Genomic DNA, 21,020 nt, shown 5'->3' on the forward strand with positions numbered 1-21,020 from the left:
GAGACGCCGAAAAGCGAAAATCATCAAGCTCTACGGGCTGTGATGATAAGCTTCCTAAAATCTCAGAAGCCTAGTTTTTATTATTTTGCAGCGCAGCTGCTAAGTGGTTTTCCTTTGTCGTCCTCTCAACGACAAAGGAAAAAGAGCCTTCTCTGCGATCTCTGCGCCTTGAGCGAAGCGGGCGTTGATATCATAGTCAAATCAACCCGGCTTTTTTAAAATACCGAAACAGCGTATGCGGCGTCATGGGCAGCTCATTGATGGCAATGCCGGTGGCGTCATAGATGGCATTGCGAATCGCCGGTGGCGGTGAAATAATCGGCGGCTCGCCTAACGCCTTGTTGCCGTAACCGGATGACGGCTCATAGGTTTCGACAAACTCACAGCCAATGTCCGGCACATCCACAACCGTGGGTATTTTATAATCCAGAAAATTATTATTGTATATCTTGCCGGTTTCAGAATCGATCTTCATCTCCTCATAAAGCCCGGCAGCGATGCCCATGGCCACCCCGCCGTGCACCTGGCCTTTTGCCATCACGGGGTGCAGGATAACACCGGAATCATGCACGTTGTAAATTTCTTTTATCTCCACTTTGCACAAAGGTATATCCACCTCGATTTCAACAAAGGTGCAGCCGAAAGTCGGCGCGTTGGTGCAGGTTTTGTGAGAGACATCTGCGGTTAACTGACCGCCGTGCTGCTTGTCGTAATAAGCGTCCAGCGCCACTTCTTTGAGCGCAATAACCTTGCGTGCGGGGTCTTTGCGATCCACAATATCTCCGTTTAGAATGTCGAGCTCCCCGCCCAGGATTCCGGTTACCCGGCCGGCGTGTTCAAGGATTTTGGCTTTTAGCTCTCGCGCCGCCCGGAACACGGCGTTGCTGGCCACATAGGCCTGGCGCGAGGCATAAGCGCCGGTATCAAAGGGGGCCACGTCCGTGTCCTGGGTGGAGACCACATGCACAACCGCATATGGCACACCTACCGTCTCGGCAGCCATCTGGGCCACAATCGTATCCAGACCCTGCCCGATTTCGGTGGCGCCCACCTGAATATGCAAAGAGGCATCCTGGTTGAGAATGATGCGCGCTCCGGCAATTTCCAGGCAGGCCGGATAGGTACCGGAGGCATAGCTAAAACAGGCCACACCCAGGCCGTGCCGCAGCGGCCCGGTCTGTTTTTTGCGCCAAGCCGCCCGCTTTTTATCCCAGTCAATCAGGTCTTTGCCCTTTTGGAGGCATTCGATTAGACCGCAGCTTTCAAAGCGCTCACCGGTTAACGGATCCGCATCGCCCTGCCGCGCAACGTTTTGCACTCGAAAGGCCACCGGATCCATCCCGATTTTACGGGCCGCCTCTTCAACGATGCACTCCACGGCAAAGATGACCTGCGGCGCCCCGTAGGCCCTCATGGCGCCGGCGGTCGGCGTATTGGTATAGACGGTTTTAGCGTGATAGTGCATGGCCGCCCGCGGATAAAGCGAGCGGGATTTTGAACCGGCGGCACCGGCTACCGAATGCCCGTGAGATGCATAGGCACCCGTATTGGCCACTGCATCTATTTCCAGCGCCACCAGGGTTCCATCTTGATTGGCGCCGGCGCGCATCTTTATGTCAAAGGGGTGACGCGTTCGGGTGCCGATCATACACTCTTCACGAGACAGATCGATCTTGACCGGTCGTCCATCCAATTTCAAGGTTAGAAAAGCCACCATGGGTTCAAGAATGACATCCTGTTTGGCACCGAATCCGCCACCGATATAGGGTTTAACAATTCGGATTCGCCCCCACGGTATGTCTAAAGCCTCACCGACGATTCTTCTGGCAATGTGTGGAATTTGGGTCGATGACACCACAACGATGTGCTCCAGGTCATCCATGTAAGCATAGGCAATATGATTTTCGATATGGCAGTGCTGGCACATCTGTGTACGGTATTGGTTGTCCAGGGTAATGTCGGCACGACTAAGAGCATCTTCGATTTTGCCGCCCACGGTATATTCAGACTCACCAATCACATTCTTGGATCCAGCATGAATCTCGCGTGCGCCTTTCGCCAGCGAGGTCTGCGGATCGACCAGGGGCTCATAGGTCTCGTATTCCACCTCGATCAGCTTAAGTGCCTCTTGCAAAACAATATTGTTTTCGGCCACCACGATGGCGATTTCATCACCCCAGTAGCGGACATGCTCGGTGAGCAGCAGGCGGTCTTCGACGTCCTTGTGGGCCGGATCCAGTGAGTATGGATGGCCGGCAGTGGCATAAAGGCTTTTGGGAACATCTTCATACGTGAATACGGCTTCCACCCCGGGGAGCTCTCTTGCTTTGCGGGTATCAATTTTTTTCACACGGCCATGAGCCATGGTGCTGCGTAAATATTTGGCCACCAACATGCCGGGCATGTAAAAGTCGTCGGTATACTTAGCTCGGCCGGTTACCTTCGCCACCGCATCGACCCGTTTAACAGATTTGCCAATTGCCATTGCCGCCTCTCTTTCTATAATATTCCTGGCGTAATCTATGAAATCAAATACTTATTATTCACCACAGAGTTCACAAAGCCCACAGAGAAAAATTCTGATGCTGTTTTCTTAAAGATAATACACTTAGTTCTTTCTCCGTGATCTCTGTGTTCTCTGTGGTAAATTTTAAAAGATCATAACCAAAGTAAATTATTATACCGTTGCAGGTTCGGGCTCATCTTTAACTTGCTCATCCATCACCCCCCCGCGCGGCAATACGATATTTAAAAAAATGGCCGTCAAGCCGCCGGTGGTAATTGCCGAGCCAAATATCTTTTGAATAATATCCGGGAATTTACTCAATATCTGGGGAACGAAGACAACTCCCAAACCGGTACCCAGCGATATGGCCATGATCAGCATACCGCGGCGGTTGATCACACTGGAAGCGATGATTTTAATACCAGCGGCAGCGACGGTGCCAAACATAATAATGGTCGCACCACCCAATACGGAATTGGGAATAATGCTGAATATACCGCCCACCACAGGAAACATGCCGACAATGACCAGCAAAAGGGCAATAAAATAGCCCACCTTGCGGCTGGCCACACCGGTGAGTTGAATAACACCATTGTTTTGACTGAAGGTCGTGTTTGGAAAAGAATTAAAAAGCGCCGCCAAGGCCGAGTTGACCCCATCGCCCAGTATGCCGCCCGAAATGGTCTTAAAATATCGGTCCCCGCTGATAGGTTGTTTGGATACCATCGAGGTGGCGGTCAAATCGCCAATGGATTCCACGGTTGTAATCAGGTATAACAGCGCTATTGGAATAAATGCCGTCCATGAAAATTGAAAAAACCCAAACTTAAAGGGATGCGGGACCGCCAGCCAGCTCATACCGGCCAGCCTTGCAAAGTTCACCTTCCCCAGCATGGCGGCCACAACGTAGCCCAATACCAAACCGACGACGATCGCGCTCATACGAACAAATTTGTTCTGGCTTCGATTTAAGAAAATAATGGTACACAGGACAAGGGCTCCCAGGAAAATGTTGGTCGGGCTGGCAAATAATTCAGGTTTGTTGTCCAGCAGCCATTTACCGCCGCCGAAATCAGTGATGCCGACTTTTAGCAGGGACAGACCAATCAGCGTAACCACAATGCCGCTTACCAGCGGGGTGATAATTTTACGCAGCAAGGGAATAAACCGGCTGAAGATCATTTCAATGAAAGATCCCACAAAACAGACCCCTAAAATCATACACATAATCTCTTCCTGGCTGGCACCCGATTTTTTGGCCGCAATGCCGACGGATATAATGGCGCCTAAAAACGCAAAACTGGTGCCCTGAATGCTTAAAAGCCCTGACCCAACCGGTCCAATTTTTTTAACCTGAATAAAGGTGGCAATGCCGGATACAAAAAGCGCCATACTGATCAGATAGGCCTTCATTTCCGGAGAAAACCCCAGCACATTGGCAATGATCAGCGGTGGTGTCATGATGCCGACAATGATGGCCAACAGATGCTGCAGGGCCGCAAACAGGGTTTCCCCCAACGGTGGTTTATCATTCAGCCCGTAGACTATTTCCAGGGCGGGATCGACGGCATTGTTCGAATTTTGCATGGTATCTCCTGATCCGGCTTGGCCGGAAAACAAGCCTCACGCAAAGACGCTAAGGCGCAAAGATTTTTCTAATCTTCGGAAATCCATTGGCCAGCTTTGCGGTTTTGCGCGATAATGCACTTTAACCACAAAGACATCAAGACCACAAAGGTCACGAAAAGTAAATTGTTTAAAGCGTTTCTTTGTGACCTTCGTGTCTTTGTGGTAAGAAAATATATGCATATTTCTGCGGGGCAGAATCAGACCATATTGCATTCACACAAATATGGGCAAATCTTTCAAAGCCGTATACAGAACCGCCATCCGGGCGGCATGGCGCAGCTCAATCGGGGTGTTTGCATCTGACAGCAGCGTCGCGTCTTCAACCTTAAACGTTTTACCATTCAGCTGCGCTCTGATCTCCGATGATTCATAAATGAGGCGGTCTGCATCCTGGGATAAGCTTTCCAGTTTGCCATCCACTCGGGCTTTCAATACCCCATCCATAAATGTGTAGCCGTTTTGTTCGTTTTTAAAACTGTCGGCAGTCAAATAAAATTTGGGTTTGACTTTATACGGTGCGCCACTGGTCGGGCAGAAAGTGGTGCAGTTGCCGCATTCGTTACAGAAATCGCCGATGTTAATAATCTGAAACGGCTGGGTGATGCTGACTTTCTCCAATTCTTCGATGCGGATGTCTTTGCCAAGGCGCACGACCTGGCAAACATGAAATTCAATCGGATCCAACGCGTAAGCCATATTGGCCCGATTGGGGCAAACCGTGGTGCAAATATTACACAGCAGATCGCATTGCAAACAGCGCTTGGCTTCCTGCTTGGCGGCGGCCTCATCCAGGGTTTGGATCACCAAATCAAAGCTATGCCGTTTGTCGGTGGACGTTTCAGGCATCCGAGGGCCGAACATTCGCCGCGCCTGGGCAATCTGCAGCGTTTTCAAATCGGGCTTGCGATCGCTGCAAGCTGCCGGCAGCTCAAATTCGACGGCTGCCCGTTGCCTGATGGTCTCAGCGACCCGCTTGCCGTCAGCGATGGCCTTGATTAAGGTGGACGGCCCGCGCACAGCATCTCCGCCAGCAAAGACATTGATCAGCTGGGTTTCAAAGGTGTCGGGATCAGGTTGCAAATCCTCATCCGGAAAAAAATCCAGCTCGACCCGCTGTCCGATAGCGGAGATCACACTGTCCACCTGAATTTCAAATTCAGTCCCCTCGATTTTGATTGGCCGCGGCCGGCCGCTGGCATCGGTCTGACCCAGTTCCATCTTGAAACAAACGTTGGATGTCACGCGCCCATCTTCCACCAGCAGGCATTCCGGTGCTGTCAGCTCAATCAGTTCGACACCTTCTGCGAGTGCGGCTTGAACCTCTTCAAGGTCCGCCGGCATTTCTTCGCGGGTGCGGCGGTAAACAATACTGACTTTACCCTCCGGACCCACCAATCGGTTGGCGGTGCGGGCCGCATCCATGGCCGAATTGCCGCCGCCGATAACGACCACATTTTTGCCCAGCTCCGGTGCCTGGTTGCGGTTAACCGCCCTTAGAAAACTGATCTGATCATATACGCCCGGTGCATCTTCACCGGGAATGCCTAAATTCAAACCGCTTTGGGCGCCCACCGCAATGTAAACATATTGATAGGTGCTTCTCAGTTGTTCGAATCTTTGCGAATTTATGGTCGAACCAAAATGAATTTTAACCCCCAGCGCAACAATGCCCTCGATGTCTTTTTTCAGGCTGTCGTCATCCAGGCGAAAGCTGGGGATACCGTCAGCTGCCATACCTCCGGGTTTATCCTTGGCTTCGTAAACATCGACGTCAAAACCGTCCAGCGCCAGAAAATATGCACAGGCCAGCCCGGATGGGCCGGCGCCGATGATGGCAACTTTGAGCCCATTGGGCGCAGTCGGTTTGCGCGGTCCGGTGCGATCCTGTTTTTGGGCAACAAAGCGTTTGATCTCCCGGATTAACAGAGAGCCATCATAATTCATACGGGTGCATTTGTACTGGCACAAATGATCACACACCATTCCCTGCATGTTGGGAAACGGGTTGGTTTCCAAAATGACATCCAGGGCCTTCTGGTAGTCGGCCGAAGCTGTGTAGTGCATATAACCGGGAATATCCTGGCTGGCCGGGCAGGTGGAGACACACGGTGCCTGGACACAATCAAAGGCCGTCAGTTTTCGCGGTGTCTTAATGTTTTCATAGGGAAACTGTGATTTCTGATAGGCCTCATCAGCGACGACGGCCGCAGCATAGGTTTTAAGATTAATCAAGGATGCCCGTGTTGAATCCTCAGTTTGGGCCCGGGCGGTAATAAAGGTGTTGATCGAATCCGCACCGGCTTTCTCAAAACGGGCTGAAATTTCCTCAATATACTGGCTCAGACGCCCGTATCCGCCGGGCTTTAGGATATCGGAGCAAACCGTTACCGGGCGCAAATTGCAGGCCAGAAGTTCGCTTACATTGAAGCAATCGCAGCCGGCCGAAAAGCTGATATCCAGCTGACCGTCGAATTCGGCCTGCAGGCGCTCGGCCAGATGGATACTGATCGGATGCAGCGCGCGACCGCTCATGTAAATCATTTGCTCGCTGTCGGGCAGGTTCTGATGATCGTTGGTGGTTTCCAGCGTATTGGTCAACTTCAGATTAAATTTAACGCCGATTTTATCAGCGCTGGTTCGCAGCGCTTGGATCAATGCAACACCGGCCTCATATTTTAGATCATGCTCAAAGGCCAGATTCGGGACATGGACTTCAAAGCCCAATTTATCGTTCAGGATATGACGTAGCTTTTCGGGCCCCAGCAGTGTTGGATTCAACTTGATGGTGGTGTGCAGTTTGCGCTCCTCGACAAAATAGCGACCGATCTTTTCGACCTCATCCGGCGGGCAGCCGTGCATGGTGGAAATGGTAATATTATCGGTCAGTCGGTCAGGGATATCTAGATCCCGGACTCGCGGATAGATCTTTGCCAGTTGTTCAATTTTGGCGCTTTTCTCGGCACCACAGTCGGCCATCTTATCCAGAAACTGTTGGACATTGGCATTGAGGATGCCCTCCAGATTATAGCCGACGCTCATGTTAAAGATAAATCCGGCCGACCCGGATTCTCCCCAGCCGAATTTATCTTTGAGAATGTGCAAAACAATCCAGGCGTTCAGGTATTCGTCAAACGACTGCTCCAGCTTAAGTTCCTGGGACCATTCGCAGTTATAGCCCTCATCGGTCATATCGATGCAGGGTTTGGTCACCTCCAACTCATCCAGCGTCTGGATGGTTTTAAGCTCTATATACCGGGCACCGGTTAGCCAGGCACTAATGATGTTCTGTGAAAGCTGTGTGTGCGGGCCTGCAGCCACCCCGATGGGTGTCTCCAGCGTCTGACCGTAACGCTGCATTTTAAAGGTATCACCCGGTTGGGGCACAAAGAAAAGCTCTTGACGAATCCCGAAGATCTGGCCTTGCTTTTCTTCTTCCAGAATCCATTGCAGCAGACGGCCTATCGGGCAACAGGTGAATTTATCACTCATGGAATTTCTCCAATAATTGGAGTGACTAAAGTTAAGGAATTCTATCTTTTTAAAAGATATAGCGAAGCGAGACCATTATTTTAGGCTCATTAGGCATTTTAGATCACCTTAGTCACTTATGAACCCTTCGTTTAACATTTTGAACCAGCTCGGATAATTTCTCCGCCGGCTTCTCAAATTTACTCAGAAAAATCATCGCCGCAATAATATATGGTTTATAGCTGGCCTGGGTGTACTGCGCCACCCGGTAACGCTCAAAGACCGACGCCGCCACTTCGCCCCTTTCGCAACTGACACCGCTGATATCAGCCGGCAGACAGTGCATATACAGCGCCCGGCCCTGCCGGGTAGTTTTCATCAACTGCTCGGTGCATTCCCAATCGATATGTTGCTGGTTGATCTCCAGGCAGCGTTTTTCAAGCGCTTGCAGTCCTTTGCGATCGCCGTCCTGCAGCAAGCGCGTGCGCTCCTCCATAACGCTATAGGGCGCCCAGCTTTTCGGATAAACGATGTCGGCATCCTTGAAAGCGTCCGCCATGCTCGTCACCTGACTGAAAGACCCACCGAATTGTGTGCTGTTTGATTGCGCAACGCCTACCACATCCGTCATCAGGTCATAGCCTTCGGGATGGGCCAGCACAACTTCCATCCCAAAGCGGCTCATCAGGCCGATAATGCCCTGGGGCACCGACAGCGGTTTGCCATAGGAAGGCGAGTAGGCCCAGGACATAGCGATTTTTTTGCCTTTCAAATTTTCAGGGCCGCCGAAAGTGTTGATCAGATGAAGCACATCGGACATCGTCTGGGTGGGATGATCAATATCACACTGCAGGTTGACCAAAGTCGGCCGCTGCGGCAACACGCCCTCTTGGTGTCCCTGACTGACCGCCTGGGCCACCTCTTTCATATAGGTGTGGCCCTGGCCGATATAAATGTCATCTCGAATACCAATCACCTCCGCCAGGAATGAAATCATATTTGCCGTTTCCCGCACGGTTTCGCCATGGGCAACCTGTGATTTTTCTTCGTCTAGATCCTGAATGGCCAGACCGAGCAAATTACAGGCGCTGGCAAAACTAAAGCGGGTCCGGGTGGATTGGTCTCTGAAAATTGAAATGGCCAGACCGGTGTCAAATAAACGGCTGGAGATATTCTGCTGACGCAAAGCACGCAATATTTCCGCTGTCTGCAAAGTGGCGGCAATTTCATCCTCAGATTTATCCCAGGTCAGCAGAAAATCGTTCAGATACATCCCGCTGACATTTTTTTGCTTCAGGGATTCGATCCTTTTCAAAAGTTCTTGTTTGACCATGATATGTAAACCCCTACTTATTTGATGTACGTACAATCATTTAGCAATATAATATCACCGCCCGCTGCGCTCGAGGCGCAAAGATCGCAAAGATTTAAATTCTTTGATTTGCCGGGAGATGACGGCAAATCAACACAACTATGCCTGCGGCAGCTGAAAATTACCTCCACACCCATAGAGCTGAGTTTTTGTCCGATCGCAATCTCCCGATCGGACAAAAGGTAAAAACTCTCTGCGTGCTCTGCGTCTTTGCGGTGAGAAAAAAACAGCTTATTTGTCACCACTCATTTTCGCCCATAGCATGCGGCCCATCTCCCGTGAATAGGCCAAGATTTCGTCTTCGGCCATCGTCAGCAGTTTTCTGTTTTCGATTATCAGCTTGCCGCCTGCAATTACGCTCTCCACGTGGCGGGCATCAATCCCATAGACAAAGTGCCCTAAAAAATTTCCGGCATTGATATCCGTGGGCGAATCATAATCTAAGATAACCAGATGATTGTCCCCGTCGCCGCTAAATCCGTTTTCCCGAATATAATCATGTACCTTTCGAAAGCGGTTGTAAACCGTGTCCATACCCAGGCCTTCGGTCGCCTGACCGGTTAAAAACGCAGCTTTGGCGCTGCGCAGCATATCGCTGTGCATGCCATCAGTTCCAAGGATGATGTTATCGCCCAGCTCCCGGTAATTGGTAACGCCCACATTGTTATTCAAGTTACTTTCGGTGTTCTGCACGACGTAAATACCGGAGTCGCGCAGCAGTTGTTTTTCCTTTTCGCTCAAATGGATGCAATGGGAAAATATCGATTTGGACAGCTCCAGCGCACCGGTGTCCGCATAACGCTCCACTACCCTTTTGTTGTATTGTTTTAAACAGGCATCCTGATCGACCGCATCCTCGGCAACATGCACATGCAGACCGGTATCATGCTTGTGGGCCAGATCGATGGCCCGTTTGAGCAAATCATCACCGACGGTAAAAGAGGCATGCAAGCCGACATGGCCCTGACGTCCAGAGCTTAGAAAGGAATCGGTTTCCTGCAGGCCTTTTTCTTTAGATCCCTCCCCGTCCCGGTCGGATATCTCATAACACAGCAAATGGGAAATGCCGATACGATCAAATGCCCTGGCGATGGTTTCCAGCGAATCATCGATGGCAAAAGGCGAGGCATGATGATCAATCACAAAGGTGGCCCCGTTTTTGGCGCAATACAATGCGGAGACCAGCGCACTGGCTTCGATCATATCCGTGTTAAGGGATTTATCCAGGTGCCACCATATATATTGCAGAATTTCCGAAAAATTTTGGGGAATTTTCGCCGGTGCCGGCATCCCTCTGGCCAGAGCGGAATAGATATGATGATGAGCGCAACCAAATGCCCGGGTAACCAGCTGATGTCGACAATCCAAAATCTGATCATCGGCGCCCAAGTCATCTGCTGACGGCAGCGCATCTATAAACTCGATACCGCCGTCATCACCAGGGGAAACCGCCAAATGAGTCGCGGTAAACGCCAGGGTCTTCCAATCGATATAGGTGGCATCCTTCAGGTATAGGGTCATCCCTTCTCCTTATCATTGGTTAGTGCAGGTTCCAGGTTTAGAGATCTTATTTCAATGGTTCAGCAGTTATTAGCAGTAGACAGATGACTATTTTTTGGATGGCAAGCATCACATTCTGTACTCTGTCGCCTGTCCTCTGGTTGCTGGCTGTCTGGCACTTTTTTTATGCAGCGGTGTAAGTGCCGATTGTTTGATACAAAGAACACCTCCAAAAAGCCGAGGACGAGGACGAGTAGGAGGACGAGTACGATAAAGCATATAACGTTTCGTCCTCGTCGTCGTCCTCGTAAACGTCCTCGATAAAACAAATCATATGCTACACGTAACAAAGAACCTATAATACTTTTTGCCGCTTATTGATCGGAAGTTGATAGCGCGGCACCCCATCATAGCGAAACAATGCATTGGCAACAGCACCGGCCGTGGGGATGTTGCCAATCTCCCCTATCCCTTTGGCACCGTAAGGGCCCAGCGGATCTTTGACTTCTACCTTCTTGACCTCAATGCGCGGTACCTGTTTGATGCGCGGAAGACCCAGCTTGCCGTAACGTTTTATTTTCAGCTGCCCTTCCTCCATGGGCAGTTCCTCGCTAAGCGCATAACCAAGCCCCATGACGACCGCCCCTTCAATTTGGCTTTCAAACAGGATCGGGTTGATGATTTTCCCTCCGTCATGGGCCGCGATGACCCGGTCCACCTGTCCGGATTCGTCCAAGATCACCAGATGGGTGGCATAACCATAAGAATAATGGGTCAGCACTTCTCCCGGTTCATCGAGCGGGGTGGTCCAATCACAAACCCAGCGGCCAGTATATACCTTGCCCTTTAATTGCGCCAGGCTCTTGGAGGTTAAATCCTTTTTAAGATCACTTGCTGCGCTGATGATGGCATGTCCCATTTGAAAGGTTGCACGGCTGGCGGTAGTCATGCCGGCCCGTGCTTTGGACTCGGTGTTGACGCTGACTTCAACACAATCCGGATTATCGATTCCGATTTCTTCGCACAGAATCTGCTGGGCGACGGTATCCACCCCCTGGCCCATTTCGGTCCAGCCGTGCTGTAATAGGATGCGATTTTCAGGTTGAATTTCAATTTTAACGTCACATTCTTCAAGGACGCCGTTGCCGATGCCGCAGTTTTTGATGCCACAGGCCAGCCCCGCTGTTTTGGCCGCGTAAAATTCGTCTTTGACCGTCAGCAGAGTCTCTTTCAAACCGACGCCTTCACCCAGAATCTGCCCGGTGGCCGTGGCTTTGCCGGTTTCAAGCACATTATCATACCGGAACTGCCAGGGGTCAAACCCGCCTTTAACACACAGCTTTTCAATACAGCCTTCCATGGCAAAGGTGACCTGATTAACCCCGAAGCCCCGCATGGCGCCGCAGGGGATATTGTTGGTATAAACCGCTTTGGATTCAATATCGACATTCGGAACGTAATAAGCTCCGGTGGCGTGACCGGCAGCCCTTTCCAGCACTTCACCCCCCAATGATGCATAAGCGCCGGTATCTCCTAAAATGCGCGCGGACAAGCCGGTCAGCTTACCGTGTTCATCACACCCCAGGGTGTACTGCATGTAAAAGGGATGTCGCTTGGGATGCATGCGAATGGATTCTGAGCGGCTTAAGCTGACCTTGACCGGTTGATTGAGCAGGTAACTGAAAACAGCCGCATGACCCTGAACGGTCAAATCTTCTTTGCCGCCAAATCCCCCGCCAGTGGGAACCAGTTTAACGCTGACCTTATCGCTGGCAACACCGAGGATGCGGGCGATCTGCCGCTGGTCTTCATATACACCCTGGCTTTGAACATAAAGTTCAATCCCGTCCCGTCCCATGGGCAATGCAATCGCGACCTCAGTTTCCAAAAAGCCGTGCTCCACCCGCTGGGTCTGATAAGTCGCTTCGACCACATGGGCTGATGCCTTAAAAACCGAATCAATATCATCGCCGCGTTGAATATGGGATACACTCAGCAGGTTGCCGGACTCATGGACGTTAACGGGGCTGTTTTCAGCACGATGCACATCTGTCAACGGCTCTTGGACATCATATTCCACATCGATCGCAGCAGCAGCCCGGCGGGCAGTATCTTCGTCTTGGGCCACCACGCCGGCCAGGACATCTCCGATGTAGCGCGTAGACTCACCGGCTGCAATCATCACGGGCCAATCCTGGTGAATCACGCCGATGGTGCGTTCACCGGGAATATCATTGGCCGTAAAAACCCGCACGACACCCTGTATGTTTTCTGCTGCGGCAACGTCAATCCGGCGGACTTGCGTCCGGGGATGGTCGCTGAATTTGAGGGCCCCATGCAGCATGCCATCAATGCGCATATCATCAATAAACGCGCTGCGGCCAACTGCTTTGTCATAGGCATCGTATTTGGGCTGAGATGTGCCCACCTTGCCGCTAGCGGTAAGTTGAATCTCCTGATTATTGCGCAAATGCTCGGCCGCCAGTTCGATGGCATCGACAATTTTGATATAACCGGTACAGCGACACAGGTTAAATCGAAGGGCTTTAATAATTTCCTGGCGGCTGGGTTGGGGGTTGTTTTCCAAAAGTATTTTGGAGCGCGATAAAAAGCCAGGTGTGCAAAAACCGCACTGCACCGCTCCTTGGGCCACAAATGCCCGCCCGAGTGTTTGGCGCAGGCTTGCCGGAAAACCTTCAATGGTGACGATGCTGGCACCATCCAGTTTGCGCATGGGGGTTACACAGGATAACGCCGGCTTGGCATCCACCTCGACCAAGCAAGCACCGCAGGTTGCTTCCCCACTGCAACCATTTTTAACCGAAACAATGCCGGCCGTCTCTCTTAGATAATTTAACAATGACCGCTTGTGGTCACCGTCATAGGATATGTCCACGCCGTTTAATGTAAATTTTATCATGATTCACATATCTTGTTCGAATGGATGGTTTATCTAAATATATAAATCTACCACGAAGTGCACGAAGTTCACGAAGGGCTTTAAAAAGTAAAATTTTGTTTTCTTTTCGTTCTTCGTGTTCTTCGTGGTTAAATATTATTCGTTGTCGTCAGCTTCAAAGCCACTGCGGATGTTCATCGTACACGAAGATAAACTTATTTTTTTATCTTGGCGTCTTTGCGGCTTTGCGTGAGACATTTCAAATTATACGCGTACCGGCTTCTCCTTCTATGGCCGCCTTCAAGAGGTGCGGGCTGGTAATGATCGCGCTCTCACCACCGTGCTCGAGGAAATCCAGCGCAGCTTTAATTTTGGGCAGCATACTGCCGGCGGCAAAATGGCCTTCGGCCATCAAACGTTTGGTCTCCTCTGCACTTATGGCGTCCAAGGCCTTTTGGTCAGCTGTTCCATAATTTAAAAAAACATTGTCAACGGCCGTTGATATCAACAGAATGTCGGCATTTAAGCGGGTGGCCAGCAAACTGGAGGCATAGTCTTTGTCGACAACGGCATCACGGCCTTCAAACGTGCCATCGTCAAGGCGGACGACCGGTATGCCACCACCGCCAATGGCAATAACGCAAAACCCTTGATTGACTAAAGTTTCAATCGCATCCAGCTCAATGATGCGGACAGGCATCGGGGAAGGCACCGCTCGCCGGTAACCGCGTCCGGCATCGCGGATGACCGCCCATTCCGGATGATCTTTTTGCAGGTTTTTAATCTGCAGTTCGTTGTAAGAAGAACCAATGGGCTTGTCTGGATCAGCGAATGAAGGATCATACGGATCAACTTCGACCCGCGTAACGACTGTCACGGCCATCTGGTTCAAGCGGCGCTTGTTGAACTCATTTTCAAGTGCCTGCTGGATCTGGTAGCCCAGGGCGCCCTGGGTGTCGGCCACACAGCTTGCCAGGGGCACAAAATGCAGCCCTTCATGCATGTAGGCAATTTCCGATCGTCGTAGAATAAAGCCTACCTGAGGGCCATTCCCATGGCTGATGATCGTTCGGTAACCGCCTTCGATAAGATCAACAATCGGGCGGGCGGTTTCACAGATGGCGGCATATTGATCCTCGACACGCTGATAACGGGGATCCTTTATCAAAGAATTGCCGCCGATAGCGATGACAAGCAATTTGGGCATGGTTCCCACCTTGCTGAAATATTTCTATTCATCCAAGCAATACACTAATTTCTGGTAATAAGATCAATATACATTGCCGGTATGACAGCATACATGGCTGCGGCCTGAACCAGCTCGCTTTTCCAGGTCTTCTCGTTAGGTGCGTGAGCCTGATCTTCATGTCCCGGCCCAAAACCGATACAGGGAATATCAGACATCCCGGTGATGGCCACCCCGTTGGTTGAAAATGTCCATTTATCCACCACCGGGTCTTTTCCAAAAAGGTTTTGATAGCCGGCCACCAGCGTCTGACAGGCCGGATGTTTTTCTTCCAGAGTCCAGGCCGGAAAATAGGAATCCGTTGCATAGACCAGACCGGTATACGATGGCCGGTCATAGGTATACATCTCCACCCGGGCACCGCTTTTTCTGACAGCTGGCAATTCCCGAATTTCCTGCAATGCCAATTCGCTGGTTTCACCGGTAGTCAAGCGTCGATCGATGGAGATCCAGCAGCCGTCGGCAACCGCACAGCGTGAGGGCGAACTGGAAAAAATTTCTGAAACCGTCAGCGACCCCTTGCCTAAAAAATCGTCTTCCCGTAAACGACCGTTTAACACCTGAAGCTCATTGAGAATCGGCGCCATTTTGAATATGGCATTATCGCCCCTTTCAGGTGCCGAGCCATGACAGCTGACCCCGCTGGTCGACACTTTGATCTCCATCCGACCGCGCTGGCCTCTGTAGATCCGACAGGAGGTGGGTTCAGTAGAAACAACGAAATCGGGCCGGATGTTGCTTTCATTGATGATATATTGCCAGCAGAGGCCGTCGCAGTCTTCTTCCTGAACCGTTCCGCTCAGCAACAGTGTATAGTCATCTTGCAGATCCAGATCTTTGATGATTTTGCCGGCATAGACCATAGCGGCCATACCGCCTTCCTGGTCGCTGGCGCCGCGCCCCACGATGATCTCATCATCTTCATACCCCTGATAGGGATCAACATCCCACTGTTCGGGATCACCGACACCCACTGTGTCCACATGGGCGTCCATTGCAACCAGATGCCGTCCGTTTCCGATATACCCCAAGACATTTCCCATGGGGTCGATATCCACCCGGTCGAATCCAACTGCTTCCATTTCCTGCTTGATGCGCTGGATGACCTTTTCTTCCTGACGGCTTTCGCTGGGAATGGCAATCATATCGCGCAAGAATTTTGAGATCTCGGGCTTATATTTGTTGGCACGATTCAAAACTGCTTTAAAATCAATGTTCATGTCAAATCCTCTATCAATCTGAATGGATCCTGATTTTATTTTTCTATGACAGGATTAACAGGATTTACCGGATCTTTTTATGTTCATCACTTTCCGGAAGAAAGTGATGAAACCTAATCCGCTTCGCGGAATGCGCAGTATCCTAATATATGATAAAGTACCAATTTCCAAAATGAGATGTAAAACAACGCCTCTTTACAGAGAGTTCATCATATCGCAGCCGTCTTTGATTGATGTATAGCCAATTTATAACCCTGATTGTTTCCGCCGTAAGGCGGATTGTATTTTCACGGTTTCATCCGGAAACCGTGAAAGAAAAGAAAATCCTGTCTAATTTCTAAAATTTAAATGGAATCCATTCCGCTTTAACAGCTATAGCTTATCGAGTAGTCCGGTTTTGGAATTGAACTCCTCGATCAGGGCATCGATTTGATCCGCATTGGTAGGGATACTGTTCCAGTAATCATCATCATACCATTGCTGCTGGATCTCTTCGTAGGTTTTACCCTGCTGCTCAACCCAGGTATAATACTTGAGATTGTGGATGCGTTTCCGCCCGTAGTATGTCAGTTCCTCCATGTTGTCGATGGTCAGCCCCTCAATATGGCGGGCATAAACAGCAGCCGCATCGCTATCGCTAAACTTGCCGCGTTCCTGGTTGAGCTCGACCAGCCGGCTGGCGTACATCTCCATCGAATCGGTCAGCACCGTCATGACAATATCCTGATCCCCCAGTTCATAATAGCGCGCGAATTTAATGGCTGTCACCAAATTGCCGATGCAGGATATGCCCAGCAGGTCAAGCATTTCAAGCAGCTCCGCAGGAACGCCTTTGGCCGCCAGATATTTTTTGCCGGCCGGCTCGTTAAACAGACGCATCAGGCTGATGGGAATTTCGTCGTCAACGGCCACGACCATGTCCAGATTTTTGACATTGTGAATCCAGGGCACATGCTTGTCACCGATGCCCTCGATGCGGTGTTCGCCAAACCCGTTGCGTAGCAACGTTGGGCACTGCAGCGCCTCACTGGCCACAATTTTACTGGCCGGAAACTGCTTTTTGAGAAAATCGCCACAGGCGATCGTGCCGGCCGAGCCGGTAGCTGACATAAAGCCGCAAAATTTATCTTTAGGGCCCATGATGCGTTTGAGGACTTTCAGCACCGCTGGCCCGGTGATTTCATGATGCCAGAGATAATTGCCAAATTCGTCAAACTGATTAAAAATCGTCAGATCCTGTCCGGATTGCCGCAGCTCCCAGCACTTGTCAAAAATTTCTTTAACATTGCTTTCGCTGCCCGGGGTTTTAATGATTTCCCCGGAAACCGATGCGAGCCAGTCAAAGCGTTCCCGGCTCATCCCCTCCGGCAGGATGGCAATGGATTCGCAGCCCAGCAAAGTGGAATCGTATGCCCCGCCGCGGCAGTAATTACCCGTCGACGGCCATACGGCTTTCTGGACAGCAGGGTCGAACTGACCGGTTACCAAACGCGGTACCAGGCAGCCAAAGGCGGCTCCCACCTTATGCGCGCCGGTAGGAAACCATTTACCGACAATTGCCACGATGCGCGCCTCGACACCGGTGATTGCCTTGGGGAATTCAATGAAATTCACATCGCCAAATCCGCCGCCTTGAGGCACCGGCTCATTGTGCCACGTGATCCGAAAGAGGTTTAAGGGATCGATGTCCCACAGCCCGATATTTTTCAGCCGGGCGACGATGGCCTCGGGTATGCGGCCGGGATCTTGCTGCTGCTTGAATGTGGGAATGATGATCTTTTTTTCTTTGGCCCTTTGAACGGCGCTTTCAAGCCCTTCGGGAACAATGGTCAAATCAATCACGGTACAATCTCCTCAAGTAAGAGGTTTCAAGTGTTCCGCCTGAGGCGGATTCAGGTGTCAGCAAAGGGATGACAGAGTGCAGGATCTGGTGATTTCGAAAGTCATGAGGTTCGCAATCCTGACACCTGACACCCGAAACCTGACACCTATTTTATATTTACCATGTGGCAACTACCTGCTTGAGAGCATCAAGATCCGGCTCGACATGAACCGGCTGGGTCCCAACTTGCTCAACCGCCTGCATGGCGCCGGCGACATCTTTTAAACCATTGCCGGTGTTTAAAACGACGATGGAATCATCGCTGGACACCAGCTGCCGATCAACCGCTTTGACAAGGCCGGCGTAAGCGGCTGCGCCGGCTGGCTCGGCAAAAACGCCTGTTTTGCGGGCCAATTCGGGTATGGCGGCAAGTATGTCGTCATCCTCAACACAGATAAAGGCGCCTTCAGAATCATTGACGGCGACCAGGGCCTTGATGCGGTCCCGCGGCAATCCCGCGCTGATACTGTCTGCCACGGTATGGGCATCGATGGGTGATTTGGTGAGAATATCTTCCTTATTTTTCCAGGCGGTGTACAAATAGTTACTGCCGGCAGCCTGCACCCCCATTAATTTAGGCATCTTATCGATCCAGCCCAGAGCTTGCAGGTCTTTGAGGCCCTTGTGCAAGCCCCCGATGATACATCCATCCCCCACGCTCACAAAGATGCAGTCGGGTGCCCGCCAGTCCAATTGCTCACAAATTTCATAAGCGGCTGTTTTTTTGCCTTCGGTCATGTAAGGATTGAACCCGGAATTGCGATTGTACCAGCCATATTTCCGCGTGGCCTGCAGACACAGCTCAAACGCATCATCGTAAGTTCCTTTGACCAGAAAGACGTGCGAGCCAAATACCAGCAGTTGGGCGATTTTGGCCTGCGGGGCGGTTTCCGGAACAAAGATCACATTGGCCTGCTGCATGCTGGCGCACAAACCGCTTAAAGCAGCGGCGGCATTTCCGGTGCTGGCCGTGGTAATGAGCCGGGCGCCTTTTTCTTTGGCTTTCACCACGGCAATGGCGCTGGCGCGGTCTTTAAAGGAGGCGGTGGGTTGGCGTCCGTCGTCTTTGACCCAGACGTTCTTCAGACCCAGGTCTGTCGACAGGCGTTGCGCCGGATACAAAGGCGTCCAGCCGATTGAAAGGCCCGGGACATCAATGCGCGCGTCAACGGGCAGCAGCAGCCGATAGCGCCAGATGGAAAGATCATCGGACTGCAGCAGAGATTCTTTGCTCAACTGCCGGCTGATCACATCGTAATCGTAAACCACATCCAGAACGCCCTCGTCTCCATGATCCGGGCAGACGTAGTCGACGTCTTCAGGCCGATAGAGCTTACCGCAAACCAGACATTTCAAACCGTGTATGTGCTGCAATCAATTCGCTCCTTATAGAATAAAATAGAATAAAACTGGTGTCAGGTGTCAGGCCTTCGGTGACCAGTGTCAAGTCTTTGCTACTCAATAGCAATAATGGTCGCATGTTTGTCCTGGTTCGGATTTTGGTCTTAACTTCCCTGACACCTGAATCCGCCTCAAGCGGAACACCTGATACCTGTATTGCCGAATAAAACGACTGACAAAATCGTTCACTATTTATTAAATCACTTGCGGGACGCAAACCTAATAATTTGTATTTAAGACCATACCCGCATTTATAAAAAAAATAAAGGATCGGTTGTTAAAACAGACCGTTCTTTGCCGAATGATTAAAGATGCGCATCTGAAGCTTGCACTCGCAAACAGGTTGTGATACGTCACCTGAATCCAATCATAATGATCCAACCACGCTCAGCAGACCGAAAAAATGGCGGCTGGGCCATAGCTCTCAATGTCCATTTTCATTATTCGTCAATAAATTTAGGATATTAAACCCATTTTTGGCATTTAAATGTCCTGAGTCATCAATTTTGAAAGGAGGCTGTCATGAAAAGAAATAAATTTTTTATAGCACTGGTGGTTTTCGTCGCATTTACCTGGGGTTTATTCGGCGGTGGGGCACCGGGACCGGCGAAAGCGGACGCTGCGGAAGCCTTGAAAGCGGCATTTATTTATGTCGGTCCCATTGGAGATCTCGGCTGGAGCTGGGAGCACGATACGGGCAGAAAAATGCTGGAGAAAGAATTTGGCGACAAAGTCAAGACCACTTATATCGAAAGCGTGCCCGAGGGGCCGGATGCGGCCCGGGTCATTCGGCAGTATGCCATGCAGGGCTATAATGTCATTTTCGCAACCTCATTCGGGTACATGGACCCCATGCTGGAGGTTGCAGGGGATTTTCCCAAGGTTTATTTCGAGCACTGCTCGGGATTTAAAACCGCTCCCAATATGAGCACTTACTTTGGCCGCATGTATCAACCGCGCTATCTCTCAGGAATTGTGGCTGGAAAAGCGACCAAAACCAACATTATCGGTTATGCAGCGGCTTTTCCCATTCCAGAGGTGATTCGGGGCATCAACGCCTTTACCCTGGGTGTTCGTTCGGTTAATCCCAAAGCTCAGGTCAGGGTGGTGTGGACCAATACCTGGCTTGATCCGGTCAAGGAAAGAGAAGCGGCTATTGCGCTGCTGGACGCCGGTGCAGACGTCATTGCCCAACATCAGGACACCACCGAGCCGCAGAAGGCCGCCAAAGAAAGGGGCTTAGTAAGCATTGGCTACGACTCGGATATGCGCGCGTTTGTCGGTGACAGCGTCCTGGTCAGCCCGGTCTGGAACTGGGGGTCCTATTATGTCGCCACCGTCAAAGCCATTATGGACGGCTCATGGAAAACGCACCAGTACTGGGGCGGGTTGAAAGACGGCATGGTCAAACTGTCGGATTTTAGCCCCAGAGTGCCGCAGGATGTCAAAGACCTGGTGACTGCCAAGCAAAAACAGATGATAGACGGAACCTGGGATGTCTTCTGGGGTCCGATTAAGGATCAAAACGGAAAGGAAGTGGTTCCGGCCGGTGGCAAGATGAGCGACCCGGATATGCTCAATATGAGCTATTTTGTTGAGGGGGTTGTCGGCAAAGCCGGCCAGTAAAAGTGAATTTTAAAGCCCATCTAATCCCCGATGGCTGCGTTATCCAGGATAAATGGATTACACATCTATTTTATGAAAATAAAGGTGTGCATTAAGCCGGTTCGAAATGCTCGAATACTACATGTATGCTCCACTTTCGAACCGGCTTACGCCTTGCCCTCGGGGATAATCTGGGGCTTTAAAATCCACTTTTTAACATTTAATTTATTTAAAATCGCGCCGTGCCATTAGGCGTAATCTAAAGTTTTAAAACCACTTTTAAAGTTTCGTT

At 50.8% G+C, this 21,020-nt stretch carries 11 protein-coding genes; 1 reads left to right on the forward strand and 10 read right to left on the reverse strand.

All coding sequences use genetic code 11. The features are described from left to right. Positions 1 to 196: 196 nt before the first annotated feature. The 10 genes from xdhA to QNJ26_00620 form a co-directional block, all read right to left on the reverse strand. Positions 197 to 2,485 (reverse strand): xanthine dehydrogenase molybdenum-binding subunit XdhA, encoded by a 2,289-nt coding sequence (xdhA, locus tag QNJ26_00575; GenBank protein ID MDJ0984004.1) that lies wholly within the window; start codon positions 2,483 to 2,485, stop codon positions 197 to 199. Positions 2,486 to 2,677: 192 nt separating this feature from the next. Further along, positions 2,678 to 4,093, reverse strand: coding sequence for a nucleobase:cation symporter-2 family protein (locus QNJ26_00580; protein MDJ0984005.1), 1,416 nt, complete (start codon positions 4,091 to 4,093; stop codon positions 2,678 to 2,680). Between the two features lie 255 nt (positions 4,094 to 4,348). After that, entirely contained in the window at positions 4,349 to 7,624 is a 3,276-nt protein-coding gene (gene ygfK / locus QNJ26_00585) for a putative selenate reductase subunit YgfK (protein ID MDJ0984006.1), read from the reverse strand. Between the two features lie 112 nt (positions 7,625 to 7,736). After that, a complete protein-coding gene (gene ygeW / locus QNJ26_00590; protein MDJ0984007.1) occupies positions 7,737 to 8,936 on the reverse strand; it encodes a knotted carbamoyltransferase YgeW in 1,200 nt (399 codons plus the stop codon). 270 nt (positions 8,937 to 9,206) lie between these two features. Continuing rightward, positions 9,207 to 10,496 (reverse strand): amidohydrolase family protein, encoded by a 1,290-nt coding sequence (locus tag QNJ26_00595; protein MDJ0984008.1) that lies wholly within the window; start codon positions 10,494 to 10,496, stop codon positions 9,207 to 9,209. Between the two features lie 334 nt (positions 10,497 to 10,830). Then, positions 10,831 to 13,395, reverse strand: coding sequence for a selenium-dependent xanthine dehydrogenase (gene xdh / locus QNJ26_00600; protein MDJ0984009.1), 2,565 nt, complete (start codon positions 13,393 to 13,395; stop codon positions 10,831 to 10,833). 238 nt (positions 13,396 to 13,633) lie between these two features. Beyond that, positions 13,634 to 14,581 (reverse strand): carbamate kinase, encoded by a 948-nt coding sequence (gene arcC, locus QNJ26_00605; GenBank protein MDJ0984010.1) that lies wholly within the window; start codon positions 14,579 to 14,581, stop codon positions 13,634 to 13,636. A gap of 44 nt (positions 14,582 to 14,625) precedes the next feature. After that, complete coding sequence (locus tag QNJ26_00610; GenBank protein MDJ0984011.1) at positions 14,626 to 15,840, reverse strand: YgeY family selenium metabolism-linked hydrolase; 1,215 nt, start codon at positions 15,838 to 15,840, stop codon at positions 14,626 to 14,628. A 372-nt stretch (positions 15,841 to 16,212) separates the two neighbouring features. After that, on the reverse strand, positions 16,213 to 17,682 hold the full coding sequence (locus tag QNJ26_00615) for a pyridoxal-phosphate dependent enzyme (GenBank protein ID MDJ0984012.1): 1,470 nt from the start codon (positions 17,680 to 17,682) through the stop codon (positions 16,213 to 16,215). Between the two features lie 157 nt (positions 17,683 to 17,839). Then, positions 17,840 to 19,096 (reverse strand): threonine synthase, encoded by a 1,257-nt coding sequence (locus QNJ26_00620; GenBank protein MDJ0984013.1) that lies wholly within the window; start codon positions 19,094 to 19,096, stop codon positions 17,840 to 17,842. Positions 19,097 to 19,645: 549 nt separating this feature from the next. Between QNJ26_00620 and QNJ26_00625 the strand changes: the two genes are divergently transcribed. Beyond that, positions 19,646 to 20,749 (forward strand): BMP family ABC transporter substrate-binding protein, encoded by a 1,104-nt coding sequence (locus QNJ26_00625; protein MDJ0984014.1) that lies wholly within the window; start codon positions 19,646 to 19,648, stop codon positions 20,747 to 20,749. Positions 20,750 to 21,020: the final 271 nt, after the last annotated feature.

This window comes from Desulfobacterales bacterium (genome assembly GCA_030066985.1).
GTDB lineage: Bacteria > Desulfobacterota > Desulfobacteria > Desulfobacterales > JAHEIW01 > JAHEIW01.